Origin of the sequence: Nocardia sp. No.11, assembly GCF_038752175.1 — a bacterium.
Taxonomy (GTDB): Bacteria; Actinomycetota; Actinomycetes; order Mycobacteriales; family Mycobacteriaceae; genus Nocardia; species Nocardia canadensis.
On sequence record NZ_JBCGFB010000009.1, the window covers coordinates 1 to 17,370 of the forward strand.

The 17,370-nt window shown below is 70.4% G+C and carries 20 protein-coding genes and 1 pseudogene; 7 read left to right on the forward strand and 14 right to left on the reverse strand.

Translation table 11 applies throughout. The features are described 5' to 3' along the window. Positions 1–350 (reverse strand): annotated as a pseudogene (locus V8688_RS04670) (hypothetical protein); the annotation flags it as partial. Between the two features lie 126 nt (positions 351–476). On the opposite strand from V8688_RS04670, the gene V8688_RS04675 reads away from it, so the two are divergent. Beyond that, on the forward strand, positions 477–1,202 hold the full coding sequence (locus V8688_RS04675; protein WP_255588267.1) for a Sir2 family NAD-dependent protein deacetylase: 726 nt from the start codon (positions 477–479) through the stop codon (positions 1,200–1,202). Positions 1,203–1,341: 139 nt separating this feature from the next. Continuing rightward, positions 1,342–2,445: a glycosyltransferase gene (locus tag V8688_RS04680; RefSeq protein ID WP_342800243.1), complete on the forward strand. Its 1,104-nt coding sequence runs from the start codon at positions 1,342–1,344 to the stop codon at positions 2,443–2,445. A 4-nt stretch (positions 2,446–2,449) separates the two neighbouring features. On the opposite strand, the gene V8688_RS04685 is transcribed toward V8688_RS04680, so the two are convergent. Next, complete coding sequence (locus tag V8688_RS04685) at positions 2,450–3,325, reverse strand: NAD(P)-binding domain-containing protein (RefSeq protein WP_342800244.1); 876 nt, start codon at positions 3,323–3,325, stop codon at positions 2,450–2,452. Between the two features lie 50 nt (positions 3,326–3,375). Here V8688_RS04685 and V8688_RS04690 point away from each other — a divergent pair, with 50 nt between their 5' ends. Beyond that, a complete protein-coding gene (locus V8688_RS04690; RefSeq protein WP_218720296.1) occupies positions 3,376–3,765 on the forward strand; it encodes a MerR family transcriptional regulator in 390 nt (129 codons plus the stop codon). Positions 3,766–3,888: 123 nt separating this feature from the next. Here the strand turns inward: V8688_RS04690 and V8688_RS04695 are convergent, their stop codons facing one another. The 4 genes from V8688_RS04695 to V8688_RS04710 all read right to left on the reverse strand — a co-directional run bounded on the left by V8688_RS04695 (position 3,889) and on the right by V8688_RS04710 (position 7,373). Beyond that, positions 3,889–5,358 carry a hypothetical protein gene (locus V8688_RS04695; RefSeq protein WP_342800245.1) on the reverse strand — a complete coding sequence of 490 codons (1,470 nt, stop codon included), beginning with the start codon at positions 5,356–5,358 and terminating at the stop codon, positions 3,889–3,891. A gap of 84 nt (positions 5,359–5,442) precedes the next feature. Beyond that, positions 5,443–5,625 carry a hypothetical protein gene (locus tag V8688_RS04700; protein WP_218720299.1) on the reverse strand — a complete coding sequence of 61 codons (183 nt, stop codon included), beginning with the start codon at positions 5,623–5,625 and terminating at the stop codon, positions 5,443–5,445. A gap of 25 nt (positions 5,626–5,650) precedes the next feature. Then, entirely contained in the window at positions 5,651–6,907 is a 1,257-nt protein-coding gene (locus V8688_RS04705) for an MFS transporter (RefSeq protein ID WP_218720300.1), read from the reverse strand. 94 nt (positions 6,908–7,001) lie between these two features. Then, the gene (locus tag V8688_RS04710; protein ID WP_342800246.1) at positions 7,002–7,373 is read right to left on the reverse strand and encodes a nitroreductase family deazaflavin-dependent oxidoreductase; all 372 of its coding nucleotides are present in this window, start codon (positions 7,371–7,373) and stop codon (positions 7,002–7,004) included. Positions 7,374–7,469: 96 nt separating this feature from the next. Between V8688_RS04710 and V8688_RS04715 the strand changes: the two genes are divergently transcribed. Beyond that, the gene (locus V8688_RS04715; protein ID WP_218720302.1) at positions 7,470–8,114 is read left to right on the forward strand and encodes a TetR/AcrR family transcriptional regulator; all 645 of its coding nucleotides are present in this window, start codon (positions 7,470–7,472) and stop codon (positions 8,112–8,114) included. 57 nt (positions 8,115–8,171) lie between these two features. Here the strand turns inward: V8688_RS04715 and V8688_RS04720 are convergent, their stop codons facing one another. The 5 genes from V8688_RS04720 to V8688_RS04740 all read right to left on the reverse strand — a co-directional run bounded on the left by V8688_RS04720 (position 8,172) and on the right by V8688_RS04740 (position 13,034). Continuing rightward, complete coding sequence (locus V8688_RS04720; protein ID WP_218720304.1) at positions 8,172–8,495, reverse strand: hypothetical protein; 324 nt, start codon at positions 8,493–8,495, stop codon at positions 8,172–8,174. Between the two features lie 78 nt (positions 8,496–8,573). Next, a complete protein-coding gene (locus tag V8688_RS04725; protein ID WP_218720555.1) occupies positions 8,574–9,107 on the reverse strand; it encodes a DUF4334 domain-containing protein in 534 nt (177 codons plus the stop codon). Between the two features lie 20 nt (positions 9,108–9,127). Beyond that, a complete protein-coding gene (locus tag V8688_RS04730) occupies positions 9,128–10,792 on the reverse strand; it encodes a GMC family oxidoreductase (protein WP_342800247.1) in 1,665 nt (554 codons plus the stop codon). Next, entirely contained in the window at positions 10,789–12,237 is a 1,449-nt protein-coding gene (locus tag V8688_RS04735) for an NAD(P)/FAD-dependent oxidoreductase (protein ID WP_342800248.1), read from the reverse strand. The genes V8688_RS04730 and V8688_RS04735 overlap by 4 nt, the downstream gene beginning before the upstream one ends. Beyond that, positions 12,234–13,034, reverse strand: coding sequence for an alpha/beta hydrolase (locus V8688_RS04740; protein WP_342800249.1), 801 nt, complete (start codon positions 13,032–13,034; stop codon positions 12,234–12,236). Before V8688_RS04740 ends, V8688_RS04735 begins: the two co-directional genes overlap by 4 nt. 142 nt (positions 13,035–13,176) lie before the next feature. Between V8688_RS04740 and V8688_RS04745 the strand changes: the two genes are divergently transcribed. Next, positions 13,177–13,836 carry a TetR/AcrR family transcriptional regulator gene (locus V8688_RS04745; RefSeq protein ID WP_218720310.1) on the forward strand — a complete coding sequence of 220 codons (660 nt, stop codon included), beginning with the start codon at positions 13,177–13,179 and terminating at the stop codon, positions 13,834–13,836. A 13-nt stretch (positions 13,837–13,849) separates the two neighbouring features. Here the strand turns inward: V8688_RS04745 and V8688_RS04750 are convergent, their stop codons facing one another. The 3 genes from V8688_RS04750 to V8688_RS04760 are packed head-to-tail and all read right to left on the reverse strand — an operon-like array spanning position 13,850 to position 16,075. Next, positions 13,850–14,488 carry a TetR/AcrR family transcriptional regulator gene (locus V8688_RS04750; RefSeq protein ID WP_218720312.1) on the reverse strand — a complete coding sequence of 213 codons (639 nt, stop codon included), beginning with the start codon at positions 14,486–14,488 and terminating at the stop codon, positions 13,850–13,852. A gap of 28 nt (positions 14,489–14,516) precedes the next feature. Then, positions 14,517–15,605, reverse strand: coding sequence for an NAD(P)-dependent alcohol dehydrogenase (locus tag V8688_RS04755; RefSeq protein ID WP_218720313.1), 1,089 nt, complete (start codon positions 15,603–15,605; stop codon positions 14,517–14,519). After that, positions 15,605–16,075: a DUF4334 domain-containing protein gene (locus V8688_RS04760; protein ID WP_218720315.1), complete on the reverse strand. Its 471-nt coding sequence runs from the start codon at positions 16,073–16,075 to the stop codon at positions 15,605–15,607. Before V8688_RS04760 ends, V8688_RS04755 begins: the two co-directional genes overlap by 1 nt. A 93-nt stretch (positions 16,076–16,168) precedes the next feature. Between V8688_RS04760 and V8688_RS04765 the strand changes: the two genes are divergently transcribed. Then, positions 16,169–16,732 carry a TetR family transcriptional regulator gene (locus tag V8688_RS04765; protein WP_218720317.1) on the forward strand — a complete coding sequence of 188 codons (564 nt, stop codon included), beginning with the start codon at positions 16,169–16,171 and terminating at the stop codon, positions 16,730–16,732. 22 nt (positions 16,733–16,754) lie between these two features. Then, entirely contained in the window at positions 16,755–17,333 is a 579-nt protein-coding gene (locus tag V8688_RS04770; protein WP_218720318.1) for a VanZ family protein, read from the forward strand. The last annotated feature ends 37 nt before the right edge of the window (positions 17,334–17,370 follow it).

The following is a 17,370-nucleotide window of genomic DNA, read 5'->3' on the forward strand; positions in this document are numbered from 1 at the left end:
GCCGCGGCGACGACGCGGCCGAGCAGCTCGGCGAGCCGGTCGGCGTCGTCGTAGGCGGCCAGCTTGCGCCGACCGAAGTCGTGACAGGCCGCGAGGTAGGCCGCGGCCGCGTCGGCGGCGGGCAGCGGCACGGATTCCCAAGCGGCCCGGACGCATCCGGGCTCGAAGAAGCCGAAGGCCGCGGCGACGACATCGGCGTCGACGTCACCGAGGACGCCGCCGCGTCCGCGGGTGTAGGCGCCGTGGAAGCCGGGGACCCCGACCGCCTGCCCGAATTCCCTGGCCTCACGCGAGATCATGAATGCTCCACCGAGTTCGAGCACCTGCTGCTTCACTGCTGTCGACGACATCGTCCACCTTCCGCTGTGTACATCCAGGCAGACTTTAGCGTGCAATAGCCAGATTCGGCACCCCTCATCGAGATCGGCGGGAAATTCTCGTCGACCACGCCGACCGACCGACCTACGCTGAACCGCATGACCAGCCGACCTCTCGTGGCGATCCTGTCCGGCGCCGGTGTCTCCACCGACAGCGGGATCCCCGACTATCGCGGCCCGCAGGGCCTGTGGCAGCGCGATCCCGACGCCCAGAAGCTGGTCACCTACGACTATTACATGCGCGATCCCGACATCCGTCGCCGCTCCTGGCTCATGCGCGGCGAACACCCGGCCTGGCGGGCCGAGCCGAATGCCGCCCACCACGCCGTAACCGCGCTGGCGGCGAGCGGGGTGGCGGTGCGAGTGATCACCCAGAACGTCGACGGCCTGCACCAGCTCGCCGGCCTGCCCGACCGCAAGGTCGTCGAACTGCACGGCAACGCCCGCACGGCGGTGTGCACCGAGTGCGGTGACCGCACGACCACCGAGTCCGCCCTCGAACGGATCGCGGCGGGCGAGGACGATCCGGCCTGCCTGCGCTGCGGCGGCATTCTCAAGACGGCCACCGTCATGTTCGGCCAGGCCCTCGATCCCGGGGTGCTCGCGCAGGCGATGACGATCGCCCAGGCGTGCACCGTGTTCATCGCGGTCGGCACGAGCTTGCAGGTCCAGCCCGCCGCGTCGCTGGCCGGGGTGGCCGCCGAGCACGGCGCCCGGCTGATCATCGTCAACGCCGAACCCACGCCCTACGACGACCTCGCCGACGAGGTGATCCGCGAGCCCATCGGCACCGCTCTGCCCGCCCTCCTGGCCACCCTCGGCTGATGCGGCCCGGCGCGAGGGCGGCCACCCGGCTGGTGCCGGGTCATGACCCGTCGACACCGGCACCGAATGAACCCGCCGCGCTTCTGTTTCGTAGCACTCGAACGGCCGACGACGCGGCCACGGCAGCGACGGAGGCCTGATGCGAGTGATGTTCGTGGCCATGCCACTACTCGGGCACCTGTTTCCGATGATGCCGCTGGCCGCCCGCCTGCAGCGGCGCGGACATCGGGTCATGATCGCCACGGGAGGCGCCGCCACCGCGGCCGTGCGCACGCAGCTTCCGGTCGCCGAGGTCGCTCCCCCGATCGACTACGTCCGTTCGGCGGTGCGCGGGCTCGGGGCCCATCCCCTGCTGGCCGTGCGGTCGGCGCGGGGGATGGCCGATGCGCGGGGTGGCGCACGGGTCTTCGCCGTCACCAATCGGCCGATGCTCGCGCCCTTGCTCGCGGCGGCCCGTGAGTTCCGGCCGGAGCTGATCGTGCACGAACCGTTCGCCTCGGCCGCCGCGATCGTGGCCGCCCAGCTGGGTGTTCCCACGCTCCTGCACAACATCGCCCTCGACGACGGCACCGTCATCCGCCGGGAACTGCTGCGGCTGCTCACCGACGCCGATCTCCCCGCGCCCGTGCGGACCCTGTCGATCGCGCCGCCGAGCATCGTCGAGGTCAGCGGGCGTCCGCTGCGCTACACCCCGTACGCCCCGCCCCAGGCCCGCACCCCTCCGTTCCTGCGCGAACCGTCCACGCGCGCCCGCATTCTGGTCACGCGCAGCACGATGCTCGGCGACGGCCCCGACGCGATGGTGCGTGCGATCGTGCGCGCGGCCCCCGAGGTCGACGCCGAGATCGTCATCGTCCGGCCCGATCGAAAGATCCAGCGCGCCACCGCACTTCCGGCTGGTGTCACGACGACGGGCTGGATCGCCCTGCACGAAGCCCTGCCGCACTGCACGGCCATGGTGAACCACGCGGGCGCGGGTTCGGTCTTCGCCGCCCTCCAGGCCGGTGTCCCGCAGCTGGCCACCCCCGCTCCCGGCGATCGGGCCTGGAACGCGACGGCGGTGCGACGCCGCGGCGCCGGGATCGCGGTGGCCGCCCGCTCGATCACGGCCGCGCACCTCACGAGCCTGATCGATGACCGCGACCTCGCGACCACCGCCGCATCGGTCGCGAGCGAGATCGCCGCGATGCCCGGCGTCGACGAGGTCGCCGACGAGGTGGTCGCGCTCCTGGCCGCGCGTTGAGCGATCAGTGGTGCGGCTTGCCGAACTCCTCGATCAGCACCGGATACTGTTCGCCGCCGTGCCCGGCGGCGATCGCGCGATCGGCCATCGCCTTGATCAATACCGGCAGCTCGGCGTTGACACCCAGCGCCTCGCACTCCTCGATCAGATGCGCCATCGACCGCACGTCGGTCTCCAGGGCGGCGACCTCGGCGGGGTAGGCGCCCCGGTCGATCTGGGCGGCATAGCCGGGCAGCCACGTCGCGACACCGGTGGCGATCTGCTGGGCGAACGGGGCGTAGGTGGCCGCGTCGACCCCGGCGGTCCGCAGCATCGCCGTGCCTTGGAGCCAGGCGTTGAGCACGCTCCACATCATCGCCAGACCGGCCACGTCGTAGAGGGACGCCAGGCCGTGGTCGGCACCGAGATGGCTGACGGTGCCGAGTGCTTCCAGCGTCGATCGGTGCGTGGTGACGTCCTCGGCTGCTCCGCTGACCAGGATCACCGCCTCGGCGGTGCCGATGGTCGAGGGGATCGCCATGATGGCGCCGTCGAGGTAGCGGACACCGTGCTCTGCGGCCCAGCGGGCGGTGTCCCTGGCTTGGGCCGAGTCACCCGACGTCAGGTTGAGCAGTGTCGTGCCGGTGGGCGCGACATCGTCGAACAGGGCGCGCACGGCCCGGTAGTCGGTGACGCAGACGATCGTGAGGGGTCCGGCGGCGACGGCCTCGCCGACGGTCGCGGCGCGTTGTGCGCCGCGGGCGACGAGCTGCTCGGTCTTGGCGCTCGTGCGGTTCCAGACGGTGACGGGATGGCCGGCGTCGAGGAACGCACCGGCGAGTGCGCGGCCCATCAGGCCGAGTCCGAGAACGGTGACGGGTGTTGCGGTGGTGTTGTCCATGGCAGCATCGTCGACGTTCATACCGGTGTGAAGGTCAAGTGAGGATGCGGATGCGGATCGGGGAACTGAGCCATCGGACGGGTGTCAACGCCCATCAGCTGCGCTATTACGAGGCGCAGGGTCTGCTGCCTGCCGAGCGGAGCCCGAACGGCTATCGCGTCTACGACGAGGGTTCGGTGCTGCGGGTCCAGCAGATCCGGCATCTGCTGGGCGCGGGACTGTCCTCCGAGGACATCGCGTTCCTGCTGCCGTGCGCGCAGGGTGAGGTTCCCGAGTTGCCCGGCTGCCCGGAGTTGCTGGGCGCCATGCGATCACGGATGCGCCGGATCACCGAGCAGATCGATCGGCTCACCCGGTCCCGGGACGCGCTCGCCGACTACATCGCGGCCGCCGAGCGTACCGGTGGCGACAGCTATCCGCCGCTGGATGTGCCCGCCTGAGGCTCGAAGGCCTGGCGGGCGCACAGTGGGGTGCAGCGGCGCCCCGGCCGGTTGCTTCACGAGCCGGGCACCGGGTTCCAGCCATGCGGATCTGCACCCCCCCATTCGCGCCGACGACCGAGCTCACGGCTGGAAGGTGGTCTCCGCGATGCGCAGCAACGACCACACCAGCAGGGCGCCCGCGCCGATCGTGAAGAACACGAGCATCGGAATGTCGCCGTCGTCACGGGCTTTCGTGAGGATCTTGATCGCGCCGGCTTCGAGGAACAAGGTCAGCACGAGCAGGGTGAGGACCGCGACCGCCGCCCACATGGCGCCGGGCTGATACGCCCAGTAGCTCGCGATCCAGCCGAACAGCAGCGTGACGGGCAGACCGAACAGCATCCAGCCGAACCCGAGCACGACCAGGTTCTCACCGTGCGCCTTCGCCTCGGTCTCGTTCTCGGCGGCACCGACGGGCAGCACCCGGGCGATCTGCACGACCGCGTGCCCGACACACGCCACCGCACAGGCGATGATCAGCGCGAAGTATCCTTCCGCCGGGCCCAGCGATGGTGTGCGCGCCCAGCGGAACGGCAGCCAGCCCGCGCACACCACGAGCCCGACAGCCCCGACCACGATGGGCCGGGCCCGCAACCGGGTCCGCACATAGCCCGCGGGAAACAGGTCACCGCGCCGCCCGTAGAGCCAGCCGACACACATCGGCGCCACCGCACCGACGATCACCGTCAGCCAGCGCCAGTGCGCGGGTGCCAGAAACATCGAGACGAACGCGAGCAGCCACGTCGTGACCACGAGGGCCTGCGCCGGTCGCGCGAGGGCGGTCCACAGCCGGTCGGCCAAGGCCCTGGCCTCGGCTCGCGGATCGAGCTCTGGCGCCGGCTCTGCTTGCACGACAACGATTTCCGGCTCCCCTCTTGCCGCCTCGACGCTGGGCGGGGCGGGCCACTCCCCCTCGAACGCCGAACCCGGACACAGCACGAGGCTGTCGTCGGCGCGGTAGTCGTAGTCGAGGTCGACCTCGCCGTAGTGACGCATCAGCTCCATCTGCCGGGTGATGGCCAGCCCGTGCCAGGATTCGCCGCAGTAGGGGTTCGGGCAGTCCGGGTAGGTCGGGTCGTCGTAGTCGTAGCCGACCCGGGGTTCGCCGTCGCGCATGCTCGCGTCCACGAGCTGGTCGATCTCGTCGAGCAACCGCTGCACAGGCTCGGATTCGGCGCTCAGCGTGGACCCGGCGGGCTCGGCCGCGACGGCGCCTGCGCCGGCCACCGGGTATTCGGTGGCCACCACGTCGACATCGCCGACCACGGGCGGGCTCGCGAACCATCGCCGCCGCACCGCGATCGCGTGGGCGGTGCCGCCCACCATCAGCACGAACAGACACAGGTCGAAGATGGTGTCGCGCACCGGGTCCGGCTCGCTCGCCCACACCTCCACCGCGAACAGACCCAGGTATCCGAGGGCGGCACCGGCCAACGGCCACGACCGTGCCCGGACGGCCAGGACGGCGAACAGCGGCCAGGTCAGCAGGCCGAGCGAGAACAGGGGGACGAACGAGACCACCCAGCTGGCACCGCTGCGTACGGCTGACACGACCTACCCCCACTGCCCGGAAACGATCCGACGATCCTAGGGTCGCCGGATCGTCCGGTCCACACGATTGCCGCCTGTGCCCGGCTACTCCGAGGTGGAGCCGGCAGCGGGCCGTCGACGCTCGCGCACCACCAGGACCACCGCCGCCAGCGACCAGATGACGGCGTAGGCGACCGCACGCATCGCGCTCCAGTTGGTGAGCAGCAGGATCACAGCGACGCCACCGAGGAGGCCGAGGATGCGGGTGGTGCTGGCCGGGCCGGTCATCCGGCGATCATCGCATGATCACCGCTCACCCGTCGACGCGGGCGTCGAGCGCCGGCGCCTGCGCGTCGGCGCGGGGCCTGCGGCTGCTCCAGGCCAGCGCCGGGACGATGAGCAGGGCGATCGCCGCACCGAGCAGGGCCAGGCCGGGGTAGTCGGCCGCCGCGACGATCAGTCCCGAGCCCAGTCCGCCGCCCGCCCCGGCGACGGCGATCCCGACGTCGACGGTGCCCTGCGTGCGGGCACGGGTCGCGACGGGGGTGGCGTCGGCGATCATCGTGGTGCCCGCGACCAGCCCGAGGTTCCAGCCGAGCCCGAGCAGGCCGAGGGCGGCGGCCAGCGCGAGGACCGAACTCGGCGGGGCCAGCGCCGCGGCCAGACCGGCCGCGACCAGGGTCCCCGCGGCGGCGACGGCGACCAGCCCCGCGCCGATCCGGTCGACGAGCAGACCCGACAGCAGCGAGGGCAGATACATTCCCGCCACGTGCACCGCGATCACCACGCCCGCCGCACCGACACCGTGGCCGTGGTGCTGCATGTGGATCGGGGTCATGGTCATCACCGCCGCCATCACCAGCTGGGTCACCACCATCACGGTCGCGCCCGCCACGATCGGCGCCGACCAGGTCTTGCCTGCGGCGAGCTCGGCCGCCGCCGTGGGTTCGTCGGTGCGGACGAGCTCGCGGGCCAGCACGAGCGGATCCGGCCGCAGCAGCACCCACAGCACCAGACCGGCGAGCAGATAGGCCGCACCGGAGAGTACGAACGGCCCCGACAGCGGCGGGATTCCCCAGGCGGTGGCCAGACTCGCCATGGGATGCAACAGATTCGGCCCGACCACGGCGCCCACCGTCGTCGCGACCAGCACCGTGCTGATCGCGCGGGCCCGATGCGCGGGTGTGGCGAGGTCGGCGCCCGCGTACCTGGCCTGCAAGCTGGTCGCGGTACCGGCGCCGTAGACGATCAGCGAGGCGAACAACAGCCCGAGACTTCCGGTGACCGCCGCGGCGACGACACCGAAACTGCCCAGCGCTCCGACCAGGTAGCCGACGGTGAGACCGGCCCGGCGCCCGGCGCGCTGCGAGATCCGGCCGACACCGACCGCGGCGGCCGCCGACCCGACGGTGAACATGGCGCTGGGCAGTCCGGCCAATCCGGTCGACCCGAGCATGTCCTGCGCCAGCAGCGCGCCGACCGTGATACCCGCGGCGAGTCCCGCTCCGCTGAAGATCTGGGCCGCCACGAGCACGGCGAGAGTGCGCCGCTGGGCGGGATGTTCGCTCATGGTCGTCAACAGTGCGGCAAAGGTGGACGTCCGTCCAATCGTTTCCTTCGCGCACGATCGGCTCGTGTCCAGCGTTTCACTCGGCGTGCGCGAATCAGGCCACCAGATCCATCCGCAGGAACTCGGTGATGCGCAGCAGCTTCGGCGGCCGCGCCACATTCTCGGGCAGCGCCCGGAATGCCTCGTCCTCGCCCACGACGACCGGTGCGGTCAGTTCCAGCTCCCGCCCGTCGACCCGCAGTCGGGCCCGGCCCGCGGCCAGCACGTTGCGCGCCCAGTCGCAGCGCGCGCCGTAGACGAGGACGAACACATAGCCCCCGTCGACGGGATAGGCGTCCAGGGGCGTGCGATACGTCGTCCCCGACCGTCGGCCGACATGGATGAGCACCGGCCATTTCCCGCCCTCGATCGCGCGCGGATTGAACACGCGCTTGTTGATCTGACCCCACCACCGCGGCATCGGCATCGGGTTCTCCTCCCTGCGACATCCCGGATGGACTTACATACGTAAGGCTGTCTTACGACTGTAAGCTTGTCAACACTTCCGAGCCCAGGAGCTGCCGTGACCCGACCACCCCTCAGCCGCGAACGCGTCCTCGACGCCGCCATCCGCGTCGCGGACCGCGCCGGCGCCGAAGCGATCACGATGCGGCGGGTGGCCCAGGAACTCGGGGTGGAGGCGATGTCGCTGTATCACCACGTGCCGAACAAGGACGCGATCCTCGACGGTGTGGTCGACACGGTGTTCGCCGCCATCGACCTACCCCCCACCGACCGCGACGACTGGCGCGAGGCGATCCGTGCCCGCGCGGCCTCCGCGCACCGGGTCCTGTCCCAGCACACCTGGGCACTGGGACTCATGGACTCCCGGCGCCACCCCGGCCCGGCGACGCTGCGCCACCACGACGCCGTCCTCGGGGTGCTGCGCACCGCCGGATTCAGCCTGCCCATGGCGGCGCACGCCATCTCACTCATCGACAGCTACGTCGGCGGCTACGTCCTACAGGAAGCGAACCTGCCCGTGAGGACGCCCGGTGAGGTCGCCGAGGTCGCCACCGACATCCTCGCGACCCTGCCCGCCGAGGACTTGCCGCATCTCACCGAACTGATCGTCGAGCACGCCCTGCGCCCGGGCTACGACCACACCGCCGAGTTCGCCTACGGGCTCGATCTGATCCTGGACGCGCTCGAACTACGCCGCGCCTGACACGACGACCATCACCGGGCGGGTGGGCACCCGCCCGGACGTGGACTACCGCCGCACTCAGTGACCGGCGGGATCGGTCAGGTGCAGTCCCTCGCCGACCTTGATCCGGCGATGTTCGGCCAGCACGATCGCCACTCCCGACAGCAGGCACACACCGCAGATCAGCCCTGCGATCACTGCCCACCCGGCGAAGCCGGAACCCGCGGCCGTCAAGGTCGCGGCGAGAAAGACGATGCCGACACCGATGAGGAACAAACCGGGCCAGTTGAGGGAGTCCTGGATGGACTCCCCCGCGTGGGAGCGGAAGGTGCGTTCGGTATCAGGGAACCTGTGTACGTGCGGATCGCGGTGCGAAGCCCACGGATCGGGGTGTGTAGCCATGGCCTGCCGTCCTTTCGACGAGCGTCCCGTATCCCATGCCTACCCCTGATCGCGCCGAACTACCAGCGGAGTTGTGCGTCAGTCCCGACCGAGAACGAAGAAATAGGGATCGGGGAGGTCACGGAAGTCCATCAGACCGAACACGGTGTCCTCGTCGACCCGGCGGAACACGTCGATGATCGCCAGGTGGTCGTAGACCATCGCCGCCGTCACGACTCCGCGATGTTGTACCGAACGCAACCTGGCCCGGTACCGACGAGTGCGCAAGACCGGCTTCAGCACTCCGAGCAGTCCGCGGCCGCGCCGCACCAGCGAGTGCGGCACCTTGTCGGCCACCCCCAGCGGCACCTTCTTCGGGTCGACGGCGAAGATCTCGCCCGCGGGATCGCAGAACAGCAGCGGGTGCACACTGTCGAGGCCGTCGAACTGCTTGCCGTACCAGCCCGAGGCCTCGAGCAACCCGTCGAGCCCGTGCCCGGTGGCCAGCTCGCGCCCGTGCCATCGGCCGGTCAGCTCGGCAGGCGAGACGGCCGGGAGGCTGTCGAACAGGGCCAGCGCGTCCGCCCTGTCGCAGGCGGAGCCGAGCGCGGCGAGGTGATCGGTGGCGGTCATGGAGTCCTCTCCGGAACGGCTCATGCGGGCAACCGCAGCGCGCCCGGCGCCGAGGCGGGCACGACGGGATGGGCGGGGGCGACGGGCGCGACCCGCTGATAGGCGGAACCCAGGGCTGGGCGCGGATCGGCCTCGCCCTTGTTGGGCCAGTACGCCATCGCGCGTTCGGCCTGCGCGGTGATGGTCAGCGACGGGTTGACCCCGAGGTTCGCGGTGATCGCGCTGCCGTCGGCGATGTGCAGGCCGGGGTAGCCGTAGATCCGCTGGTAGGGGTCGATCACGCCGGTATCGCTCGAGTCACCGATCGTGCAGCCGCCGATGTAGTGCGCGGTGGCGGGAATGTTGAAGATGTCGGTGGCGATATTGCCGCTGACACCGTCGCATTCGTCGGCGTACTTGCGGGCGATCTCGTGCGCGAGCGGAATCCACTCGGGATTCGGTTCGCCGCTGCCCTGTTTGGTGACCAGCCTGCGTCCCTTGAGGTACGAGGTCAGCGAGTTGTCCAGCGACTGCATGACCAGCAGGATCACCGACCGGTTCGAGGCGCCGTGCGCGTTCTGCGACCGCAGGAACTGGATCGGGTGCAGCAGGATCGTCAGCAGCAGGCGCAGGAACCGGAACGCGCCACCGTCGACCATCGGCACCGTCTGCAGGAACAGCGCGTTCTGCCCGGTGCCGTAGGTGCACACCTCGACGTGGGTCTGCGGCTCCGGGTGGATGGAGGAGGTGATGGCCACGCCCTGGGAGAAGTCCTTGCGGGACTTGCTGGTGACGCCGATGATCGCCTCGGAGTTGCTGCGCGTCAGCTCCCCGACCCGGGGCGAGAGCTGGGGCAGCGTGCCGTCGGCGCGCAGCTTGTGCAGCAGCTTCTGGGTGCCCAGCGCCGCGGCCGCGAACACCACCTGCTGGGCGGTGAACGTGCGCCGCTGCTTGCGCAGCCACCCGTTCGAGGCGACGGTCTCGACCCGGTAGCCGCCGGCACCGTCGGGCGCCACCGAGGTCACCGTGGTCAGCGGATGCACCTGCGCGCCCCGGCTTTCCGCCAGATGCAGGTAGTTGACCGTGGTGGTGTTCTTCGCGTTGTGCTTGCAGCCGGTGAAGCAGTCCGAACAGTGGATGCAGCCCGCCCGCCGCGGACCGGCGCCGCCGAAGTAGGGGTCGTCGACCTCGACGCCTTCCTCGCCCTCGTTGAAGAACACCCCGACCTGGGTGCGATGGAAGGTGTCGGCGACGTTCATGCCGCGCGCGACCTGCAGCAGCACTTCGTCCTTCGGGCCGATCCGCGGGTTCTCCACGACACCCAGCATCCGCTTGGCCTGGTCGTAGTAGGGCGCGAGTTCGCTCTTCCAGTCGGTGATGTGCGCCCACGCGCGGTCCTGGTAGAACTCCGGCAGCGGCTCGTAGAGGGTGTTGCCGTAGATCAGCGAGCCACCGCCGACGCCGGAGCCGCTGAACACCAGGCATTTGCCGAGCACGCTGATGCGCTGCGGTCCGGTCAGACCCAGCCGCGGCGCCCAGATGGCCTTGGGAATGTTCCAGTTCGTCTTCGGGTAGTCCTCGGCGTTCCAGCGCCTGCCGGATTCGAGAACACCGACCCGGTAGCCCTTCTCGGTCAGGCGCAGCGCGGTCACGCTGCCACCGAATCCGGAGCCGACGACGATCACGTCGTAGTCGTAGTCAGTCATGCGGAGATCACCTCGTAGTCGGCGGCGTCGAATCGCGCCTGCTTCTTGTATTGGATGCCGAGCAGCGGCCAGTTCGTGGTGATGCGGCCGTCGGCCTGCCGATACCACGACGAGCACCGGCTCCACACGCTGTCGGTGAGCTGAGCCTGGATACGCGTGTCGTAGGCCTGTTCGACCTCGGGCCGCACGGTCAGCGGTTTGCCGGTGGCGGCCAGATGGGCCACGTAGTCACCGAGGTACTCGGCCTGGGTCTCGAGGAAGTAGATGATCGAGCCACCACCGGTATTGGTGTTGGGCCCGTACATGATGAACAGGTTCGGGAACCGCGGCACCGTCATGCCGTAGTAGGCGTGCGCGCCGGTGCGCCATTCCTGGTCGAGCGCGAGCCCGCCCGCGCCGGTGATCGACATCGGCGCGAGGAACTCGGTCGACTTGAACCCGGTCCCCCAGATGATGACGTCGACCTCGTGTTCGCGGCCGTCGGCGGTGCACACCCCGGTCGGGGTGATCCCGGTGATCTTGTCGGTGCTCACCTCGACATTCGGCTGGGTCAGCGCGGGCAGGTAGCTGTCGGAGAACAGCATCCGCTTGCAGCCGATGGGATAGTCGGGCCACACCTGCTCGAACAGGCCGGGTTTGGCCGCGGTCTGCCTGCGCATGTGCCACTTGGAGATCGCCCGGATGGCGGCGGCCAGCGGCTTGGCGTAGACCCAGGCCAGGCTGAGCCCTTCGACCACGCTGTACCAGGTGCCGCGCTCGGCCAGCTCGGTCACCGGCAACTTCTCGAACACCCGGTGGTGCAGGGAACCGAATTCACGGTCCGGGCGCGGGACGATGTAGGGCGCGGTGCGCTGGAACAGGGTCAGCTTCGCCACGCGCGGCTGGATCTCGGGCACGAACTGGACCGCACTGGCCCCCGTGCCGATCACCGCGACGCGCTTGCCCGTCAGATCGATGTCGTGGTTCCACTCCGCGGAGTGGAAAGTGGTGCCCGCGAAGCTTTCCCGGCCCTCGATGGCGGGCAGCGCGGGACGTGAGAGCTGGCCGACCGCGGGCACGACGACATCGACCCGAACCTGTTCGCCCGAGTCCAGGCGCACGGTCCACCGACCCGTCGCGTCGTCGAACTCGGCCCCGGTGACCTCGGTGCCGAAGCGGATGTGGCGGCGCACGTCGTACTTGTCGGCGACGTCACGGATGTAGTCCAGAATCGCCGGTTGCCGCGAGAAGCGGTGCGGCCACCGCGGATTCGGCTCGAAGGAATACGAGTAGAACGGCGAGGGCACATCGCAGGCCGCGCCGGGGTAGGTGTTCTCGCGCCACACGCCGCCGACGTCGTCGGCCTTCTCGAAGACGATGATGTCGTCGAAGCCCCGTTTCTTCAACGCGATCACGGCGGCCAGGCCACCGAATCCGCTGCCGATGACCGCGATCGAAGGTTTCATGGAGCACTCCGGTTGTCGAGGATGGTCCGAACACACAGCTCAGGGGCGTCGCTGAACGGCAGGTGGCCGCAGCCGGGCAGGTCGGTGTGGCGGGCGAACGGCAGTACCGCCCGCGCGCGGGCGCTCTGGGTGCGGTGGGTGAGCACGACATCGCGGGTGCCCCAGGCGATCGTCACCGGGATCGTGGTCAGCGCGCCGGGGTCGTCACCGGTGGCCAGGACATAGGTGGCGAAATCGTCGCGGGCGGCGGCGAAGGCGGTCGCGCCCGCCAGCCCGGCCAGGTCGATTCGCGCGGCGTCGGGCCTCACCTGGGTCGGCTGCCCGAACATCACCGCCAGCAGCGCCGCCCGCCCGGCGCGGTACTCGACCGCCTTGTCCAGGGCCGGACCGGCGACGCGGGCGACCGCGCGCATGGCGGTCAACGATCCCTGGACCCAGCGCAGGCCGGGGCCGCCGTAGAAGCCGACCGGGGAGAACGCGGTGACGGCGGCGGCGACCCCGGTGCGGCCCAGCTCGAGGGCGATGCCGCCGCCCATGGAGCTGCCGACGACGTGCGGGTGCCGGATGTCGTTGTCACCGAGCCACCGCGCCAGCCAGTCGGCGTACCCGCGCGGGCCGGGCAGCACACCGGGCAGTTCCGGCGACGCACCGAATCCCGGCAGGTCGAGCGCGATCACCTCGTGCCGCTCGGCCAGGAGATCGATCACCGGCGCGAAGATCTGCCAGCGGCTGCCGAGACCGTGCACCAGCACGATCGGCGAGCCGGTGCCCCGGCGAATATGAGAGATCTGCGTCATCGCAGCCCTTCACTCAGAAGAAACAGTTACTGCGTACGGTTTCTCGATTGCACCAGGTCACTGGCGCTGCGTCAATAGGCAATCGGGGGAAGATTCGCCCGGCGTTCGCTCATACTTACCGTCAGCGCGTACGATTTGTCGGGTGACCCTGCAACAACCGCGCCGCACCCAGGCCGAACGCCGGGCCTCGACCAGGGCCCTGATCCTCGACTGCACGGCGCAATGCCTGCTCGAACGCGGCTACGCCGCGACCACCGTCAGCGCCGTCCAGGAACGCGCCGGACTGGCCCGCGGCACCGTGCAGCACCACTTCCCCACCCGCGCCGAACTGCTCATCGCGGCCACCACCCGCGTCGTGGATCTGCGGCTCGAGCAGTTCCAGCGCGAAGCCGAACTCCTGCCACCCGGACGCGACCGGCTGCAATCGGTCGTCGACCTGGCCTGGCGCGACCTGAACAGCCCCGCCTTCTTCACCGCGCTGGACCTGTGGGTCGCCGCCCGCACCGACGCCGAGCTCCGCGAACGTCTCGTGCACGAGGAGCGCCGCGTCTTCACCGAGATGCGCAGGCTCTACCTCGAGGTCGTCGGCGAACCGTACGCCGCGGACCCGCGCGCGGAGATCCTCGTCGAATTCACCATCGATCTGCTGACCGGCCTGTCGATGACGGCCATGCTCACCGGCACCCTCGGCGAACGCGAGGCGGTCGTGCGCCGCTGGAAACGCGCCTTGGCCGTGCTCATCGGCCGGCTACCCAGCGACGAACTCCTCGACGGCAGTCCCCTGCCCGCCGTCACCGACTGAGACCGCAATCGGGTCAGCCGATTCCGGCCAGCCCGTTCCAGCACAGCGCGACCGTCGTCTCCACCGCGTCCCGCTTGGGAATCGGCTTGCCCGTGTCCAGCCACTGCCGCGCCGCCAGATGACTGGCGCCGACCACACCGAACGCGCAGGTGAACGCCCGCGCGTCGTCCATCCCGGCCGCACGCAACTCCGCACTCACCAGTACCGCGCACTCACCGAAGGCGTGCCGGGCCCGCCACCGCACGCTCGGCTCGCTGGGCACCGGCGACTCGAAGATCAGCACGTGCCCGTCCGGGTCCTCGTCGACGAAGTCGAAATAGGCCAGCACCGCGCGCCGGACCTTGTCTTCCTGCCCGGTCGCCCCGGCCAGCGCGCTGCGGATCCCGCCGACCATCCGATCCAGATGATGCTGCAGCACCGCCAGATACAGATCGAGCTTGTTCGCGTACAGCGTGTACAGCACGGGCTTGCTCATGCCCGCCCGCAGGCCGATCTGATCCATGCTCGCGCCGTGATAGCCGTGTGCGACGAAGACCTCGCGGGCCGCGTTCAACGCCGCGAGCAGCCGTTCGGCGCGGGCGGCGACGGTCGTCGAATTCGGCGGGGTGTCCTCGTCTTCGGTGCCGAGGATGTCGCTGTGCAGGATCGTCATGTGCGGGACCGTTCGCCGGGTTCGTCGTTCACCATGTCAGCACTGGTTTGACCACGCGCCCGGCCCGCTGGTCGGCGAGCGCGGTGTCGATCTCGGTGTGCGGGTAGCGGCCGATGAGCCGGTCCACCGGGAACCGGCCCTCGGCGTACAGCGAGAGCAGATGCGGCAGGAACGTCGACGGCACGCTGTCGCCCTCGAGGCACCCGCGAATCGTCTTGCCGCGCAACACGATATCGCTGACATCTACCGGCGGCGTCCCCGCGCCGAGCCCGACGGCCACCACGGTCGCCCCGGTGGTCAGCGCGGCGACCGCGTCACCGAGCACCGCGGGCACACCGGTGGTGTCGATCGCGTGGGTAACGCCGCCGCCGGTGAGTTCGCGCAGTCGCGGCACCGTCGGCCCCTCGGCCGGATCCAGCGCGGCCTCGGCACCGAGCGCGAGCGCCGATTCCCGCCGCGCCGCCGAGGTTTCCACGACGACCACCCGCACGCCCGCGACCGTGCGCGCCGCGAGCAACGCCGCCATCCCGACCGCGCCGGCACCGTACACCGCCAGCCAGGCACCCGCGGTGGGCCGCAGCACGTTCAGGACCGCGCCGGCCCCCGTCTGGAAACCACAGCCGAACGGCGCGGCCACAGCCAGATCCAGCGCCGGGTCGACGACGATCGTGTTGTCCTCGGTGGTCAGGGCGTATCCGGCGAAACTCGACTGGCCGAAGAATCCGTCCAGCACCGGGGCACCGTCGAGCAGCACCCGTGGCGCGTCGTGCGCGCGGCGACCGAACTGGTTGAGCGCGACCGAACGCTGACAGTAGGCCGGGCGCCCGTCCACGCAGGCCGAGCACCGACCGCAGTGCCGGAAGGTCAGCACGACATGGTCGCCGGGCCGCACCGTCGCCACCTCGGGCCCGACCGCGGCCACGACACCGGCGCCCTCGTGCCCGAGCAGGATCGGCCGATCCGCCGCGCCCGCGCGCCGGGTCACCAGGTCGGTGTGACAGATGCCCGCCGCGGTGACGCGCACCAGGATCTCCCCGGCGCGCGGCTCGTCGACCTCGATATCCTCGACCGAGAACGCCGCGGCCGGGTCTCGCGACAGGACCGCCGTGGTGCGCATCAGGACACCCGTTCCAGCAGGAAGTAGAAGTGTTCGCCACGGGACAGCACCAGTTCCGCCCGACCGTTCATGATGCCCATCAGTGTGTTCTCGTCGAGCCACTTGAAATGGTCGAACACCGCGCGGCCGTCGTAGACCATCGTCGCGGTCACCTCGCCGCGGAACTCGATGTTCCACAGGGTCGCCTCGCCCTGTCCCAGTTCGACATCGGAGAACAGGGTGCCGTCCTCGGCGCGGCAGATCAGCGGCTTGGCGTCGTCGACCGCGAGGAAGGTCTTGCCGTACCAGCGGCTCGCGGGCAGCGCCCGGCACAGCGGGTGGCCGGTCTGGAAGGCATCGCCGCGCCACTCACCGAGGATGTCGTCGGTGCGGGCCGGGCGTAGCCGGGTCCACAGCGCGTCCAGTTCGGCGGTGGAGACGCCCTCGGTCTGCTCCCGGAGTTGCTGCCAGCGTGGCTTGTCCGCGCCCATGGTGTCCTCGTCTCGCCGATTCCAGAACCATCTGGTTCCGAACGGACCATAGTTCCGAACCAGATGGTTCGGCAAGGGGGTAGGCTTCCGGCCATGCGTGCGGCAGGCGAGGCAACCCGGGAGCGAATACTCGCTGCCGCGAAGGCGGAGTTCGCCGAATTCGGCATCGCGGGCGCCCGGATCAACCGCATCGCCGACGCCGCCCACGCCAGCAAGGACCGCCTCTACGCCTACTTTCCCGGCAAGAACGAGCTCTACGCGGCCGTCACCGAGCGCTGGACCACCGAAACGGCCGAGGAGACCGCGCTCAGCGCCGACGACGTGCCCGCCTACGTCGGCCGCCTGTTCGACCACTTCGTCGCCCACCCCGACAACGCGCGTCTGCAGGCCTGGTCGGACCTGGAACCCGAAGGCGCCCACATCGGCCCGCTGCTGCGCCGCACCATCGACGCCAAACTCGCCGAACTGCGCCGCGGTCAGCGCGAGGGCCTGCTCACCGACGCAGTGCCGCCGGTAATCCTGCTGCGCATGCTCTCCGACCTGACCCGCACCAACGCGATGCAGGCCCGCTTCGCCGCCGAGCGGGGCGACATCGAGCAACTCTCGACCCGCCGCGCCGCGACCGTCTTCGCCGCCGCCCGCATCGTCGCCCCCTGACAGCGCCACTATCGTGGGGCCGATGGGGAGCGTGTGGACGTCGTGGGGGCATGTCCTGATCGCCTGGACGGTGGCGGTGCCGGTGTTAACGGCCGCTACCGCGCTGCTCGTCACTCGTCGGCTCCACGCGGGGCTGCCGCGTCGCCTCGCGCTGCGGCGGTCGATCGCCGAAGTCGGCATCGTCGGCGCGACGCTGCCGTGGGTGTGGATGATCCTCACGCCCGCCACCGGAACACGGGCGGTGAGCTTGATGCCGCTGCGGGACCTCCTCGACACGCTCGGCGCGGCGCCGGGCACCGCGTTCGTCCAGGTGGGCGCCAATCTGATGGTGTTCCTGCCGCTGGGTTTCCTGCTCCCGCTGCGGTTTCCGCGAATGTCGGGCGTCGCGCGGATGACAGCGGTCGGCGCGGTCGTCTCGACCGCGCTGGAGATCCTGCAGTACATCCTCGATCTGGGGCGGGTGACCTCGGTCGACGACGTCCTGCTCAACGCCGTCGGCGCCGGACTCGGCGCGTGGTCGGCGGCCGTCCACGTCGCGCGCCGGGAATCCGGGGCGTCGCGCAGTGACCGGGTGTTGGTCCGGCTCGGCTGGGCGAGCTGAGGCCGTCGCGCGCGGCGCCCACACGCGCTCGTACTGT

What these genes read in the sequence shown, in the direction of transcription:
- V8688_RS04675 (WP_255588267.1), top strand. Translation starts at nt 477, where the DNA reads ATGACCAGCCGACCTCTCGTGGCGATCCTGTCCGGCGCCGGTGTCTCC.
- V8688_RS04680 (WP_342800243.1), top strand. Translation starts at nt 1,342, where the DNA reads ATGCGAGTGATGTTCGTGGCCATGCCACTACTCGGGCACCTGTTTCCG.
- V8688_RS04685 (WP_342800244.1), bottom strand. Translation starts at nt 3,325, where the DNA reads ATGGACAACACCACCGCAACACCCGTCACCGTTCTCGGACTCGGCCTG.
- V8688_RS04690 (WP_218720296.1), top strand. Translation starts at nt 3,376, where the DNA reads ATGCGGATCGGGGAACTGAGCCATCGGACGGGTGTCAACGCCCATCAG.
- V8688_RS04700 (WP_218720299.1), bottom strand. Translation starts at nt 5,625, where the DNA reads ATGACCGGCCCGGCCAGCACCACCCGCATCCTCGGCCTCCTCGGTGGC.
- V8688_RS04705 (WP_218720300.1), bottom strand. Translation starts at nt 6,907, where the DNA reads ATGAGCGAACATCCCGCCCAGCGGCGCACTCTCGCCGTGCTCGTGGCG.
- V8688_RS04710 (WP_342800246.1), bottom strand. Translation starts at nt 7,373, where the DNA reads ATGCCGATGCCGCGGTGGTGGGGTCAGATCAACAAGCGCGTGTTCAAT.
- V8688_RS04720 (WP_218720304.1), bottom strand. Translation starts at nt 8,495, where the DNA reads ATGGCTACACACCCCGATCCGTGGGCTTCGCACCGCGATCCGCACGTA.
- V8688_RS04725 (WP_218720555.1), bottom strand. Translation starts at nt 9,107, where the DNA reads ATGACCGCCACCGATCACCTCGCCGCGCTCGGCTCCGCCTGCGACAGG.
- V8688_RS04730 (WP_342800247.1), bottom strand. Translation starts at nt 10,792, where the DNA reads ATGACTGACTACGACTACGACGTGATCGTCGTCGGCTCCGGATTCGGT.
- V8688_RS04735 (WP_342800248.1), bottom strand. Translation starts at nt 12,237, where the DNA reads ATGAAACCTTCGATCGCGGTCATCGGCAGCGGATTCGGTGGCCTGGCC.
- V8688_RS04740 (WP_342800249.1), bottom strand. Translation starts at nt 13,034, where the DNA reads ATGACGCAGATCTCTCATATTCGCCGGGGCACCGGCTCGCCGATCGTG.
- V8688_RS04750 (WP_218720312.1), bottom strand. Translation starts at nt 14,488, where the DNA reads ATGACGATCCTGCACAGCGACATCCTCGGCACCGAAGACGAGGACACC.
- V8688_RS04755 (WP_218720313.1), bottom strand. Translation starts at nt 15,605, where the DNA reads ATGCGCACCACGGCGGTCCTGTCGCGAGACCCGGCCGCGGCGTTCTCG.
- V8688_RS04760 (WP_218720315.1), bottom strand. Translation starts at nt 16,075, where the DNA reads ATGGGCGCGGACAAGCCACGCTGGCAGCAACTCCGGGAGCAGACCGAG.
- V8688_RS04765 (WP_218720317.1), top strand. Translation starts at nt 16,169, where the DNA reads ATGCGTGCGGCAGGCGAGGCAACCCGGGAGCGAATACTCGCTGCCGCG.
- V8688_RS04770 (WP_218720318.1), top strand. Translation starts at nt 16,755, where the DNA reads ATGGGGAGCGTGTGGACGTCGTGGGGGCATGTCCTGATCGCCTGGACG.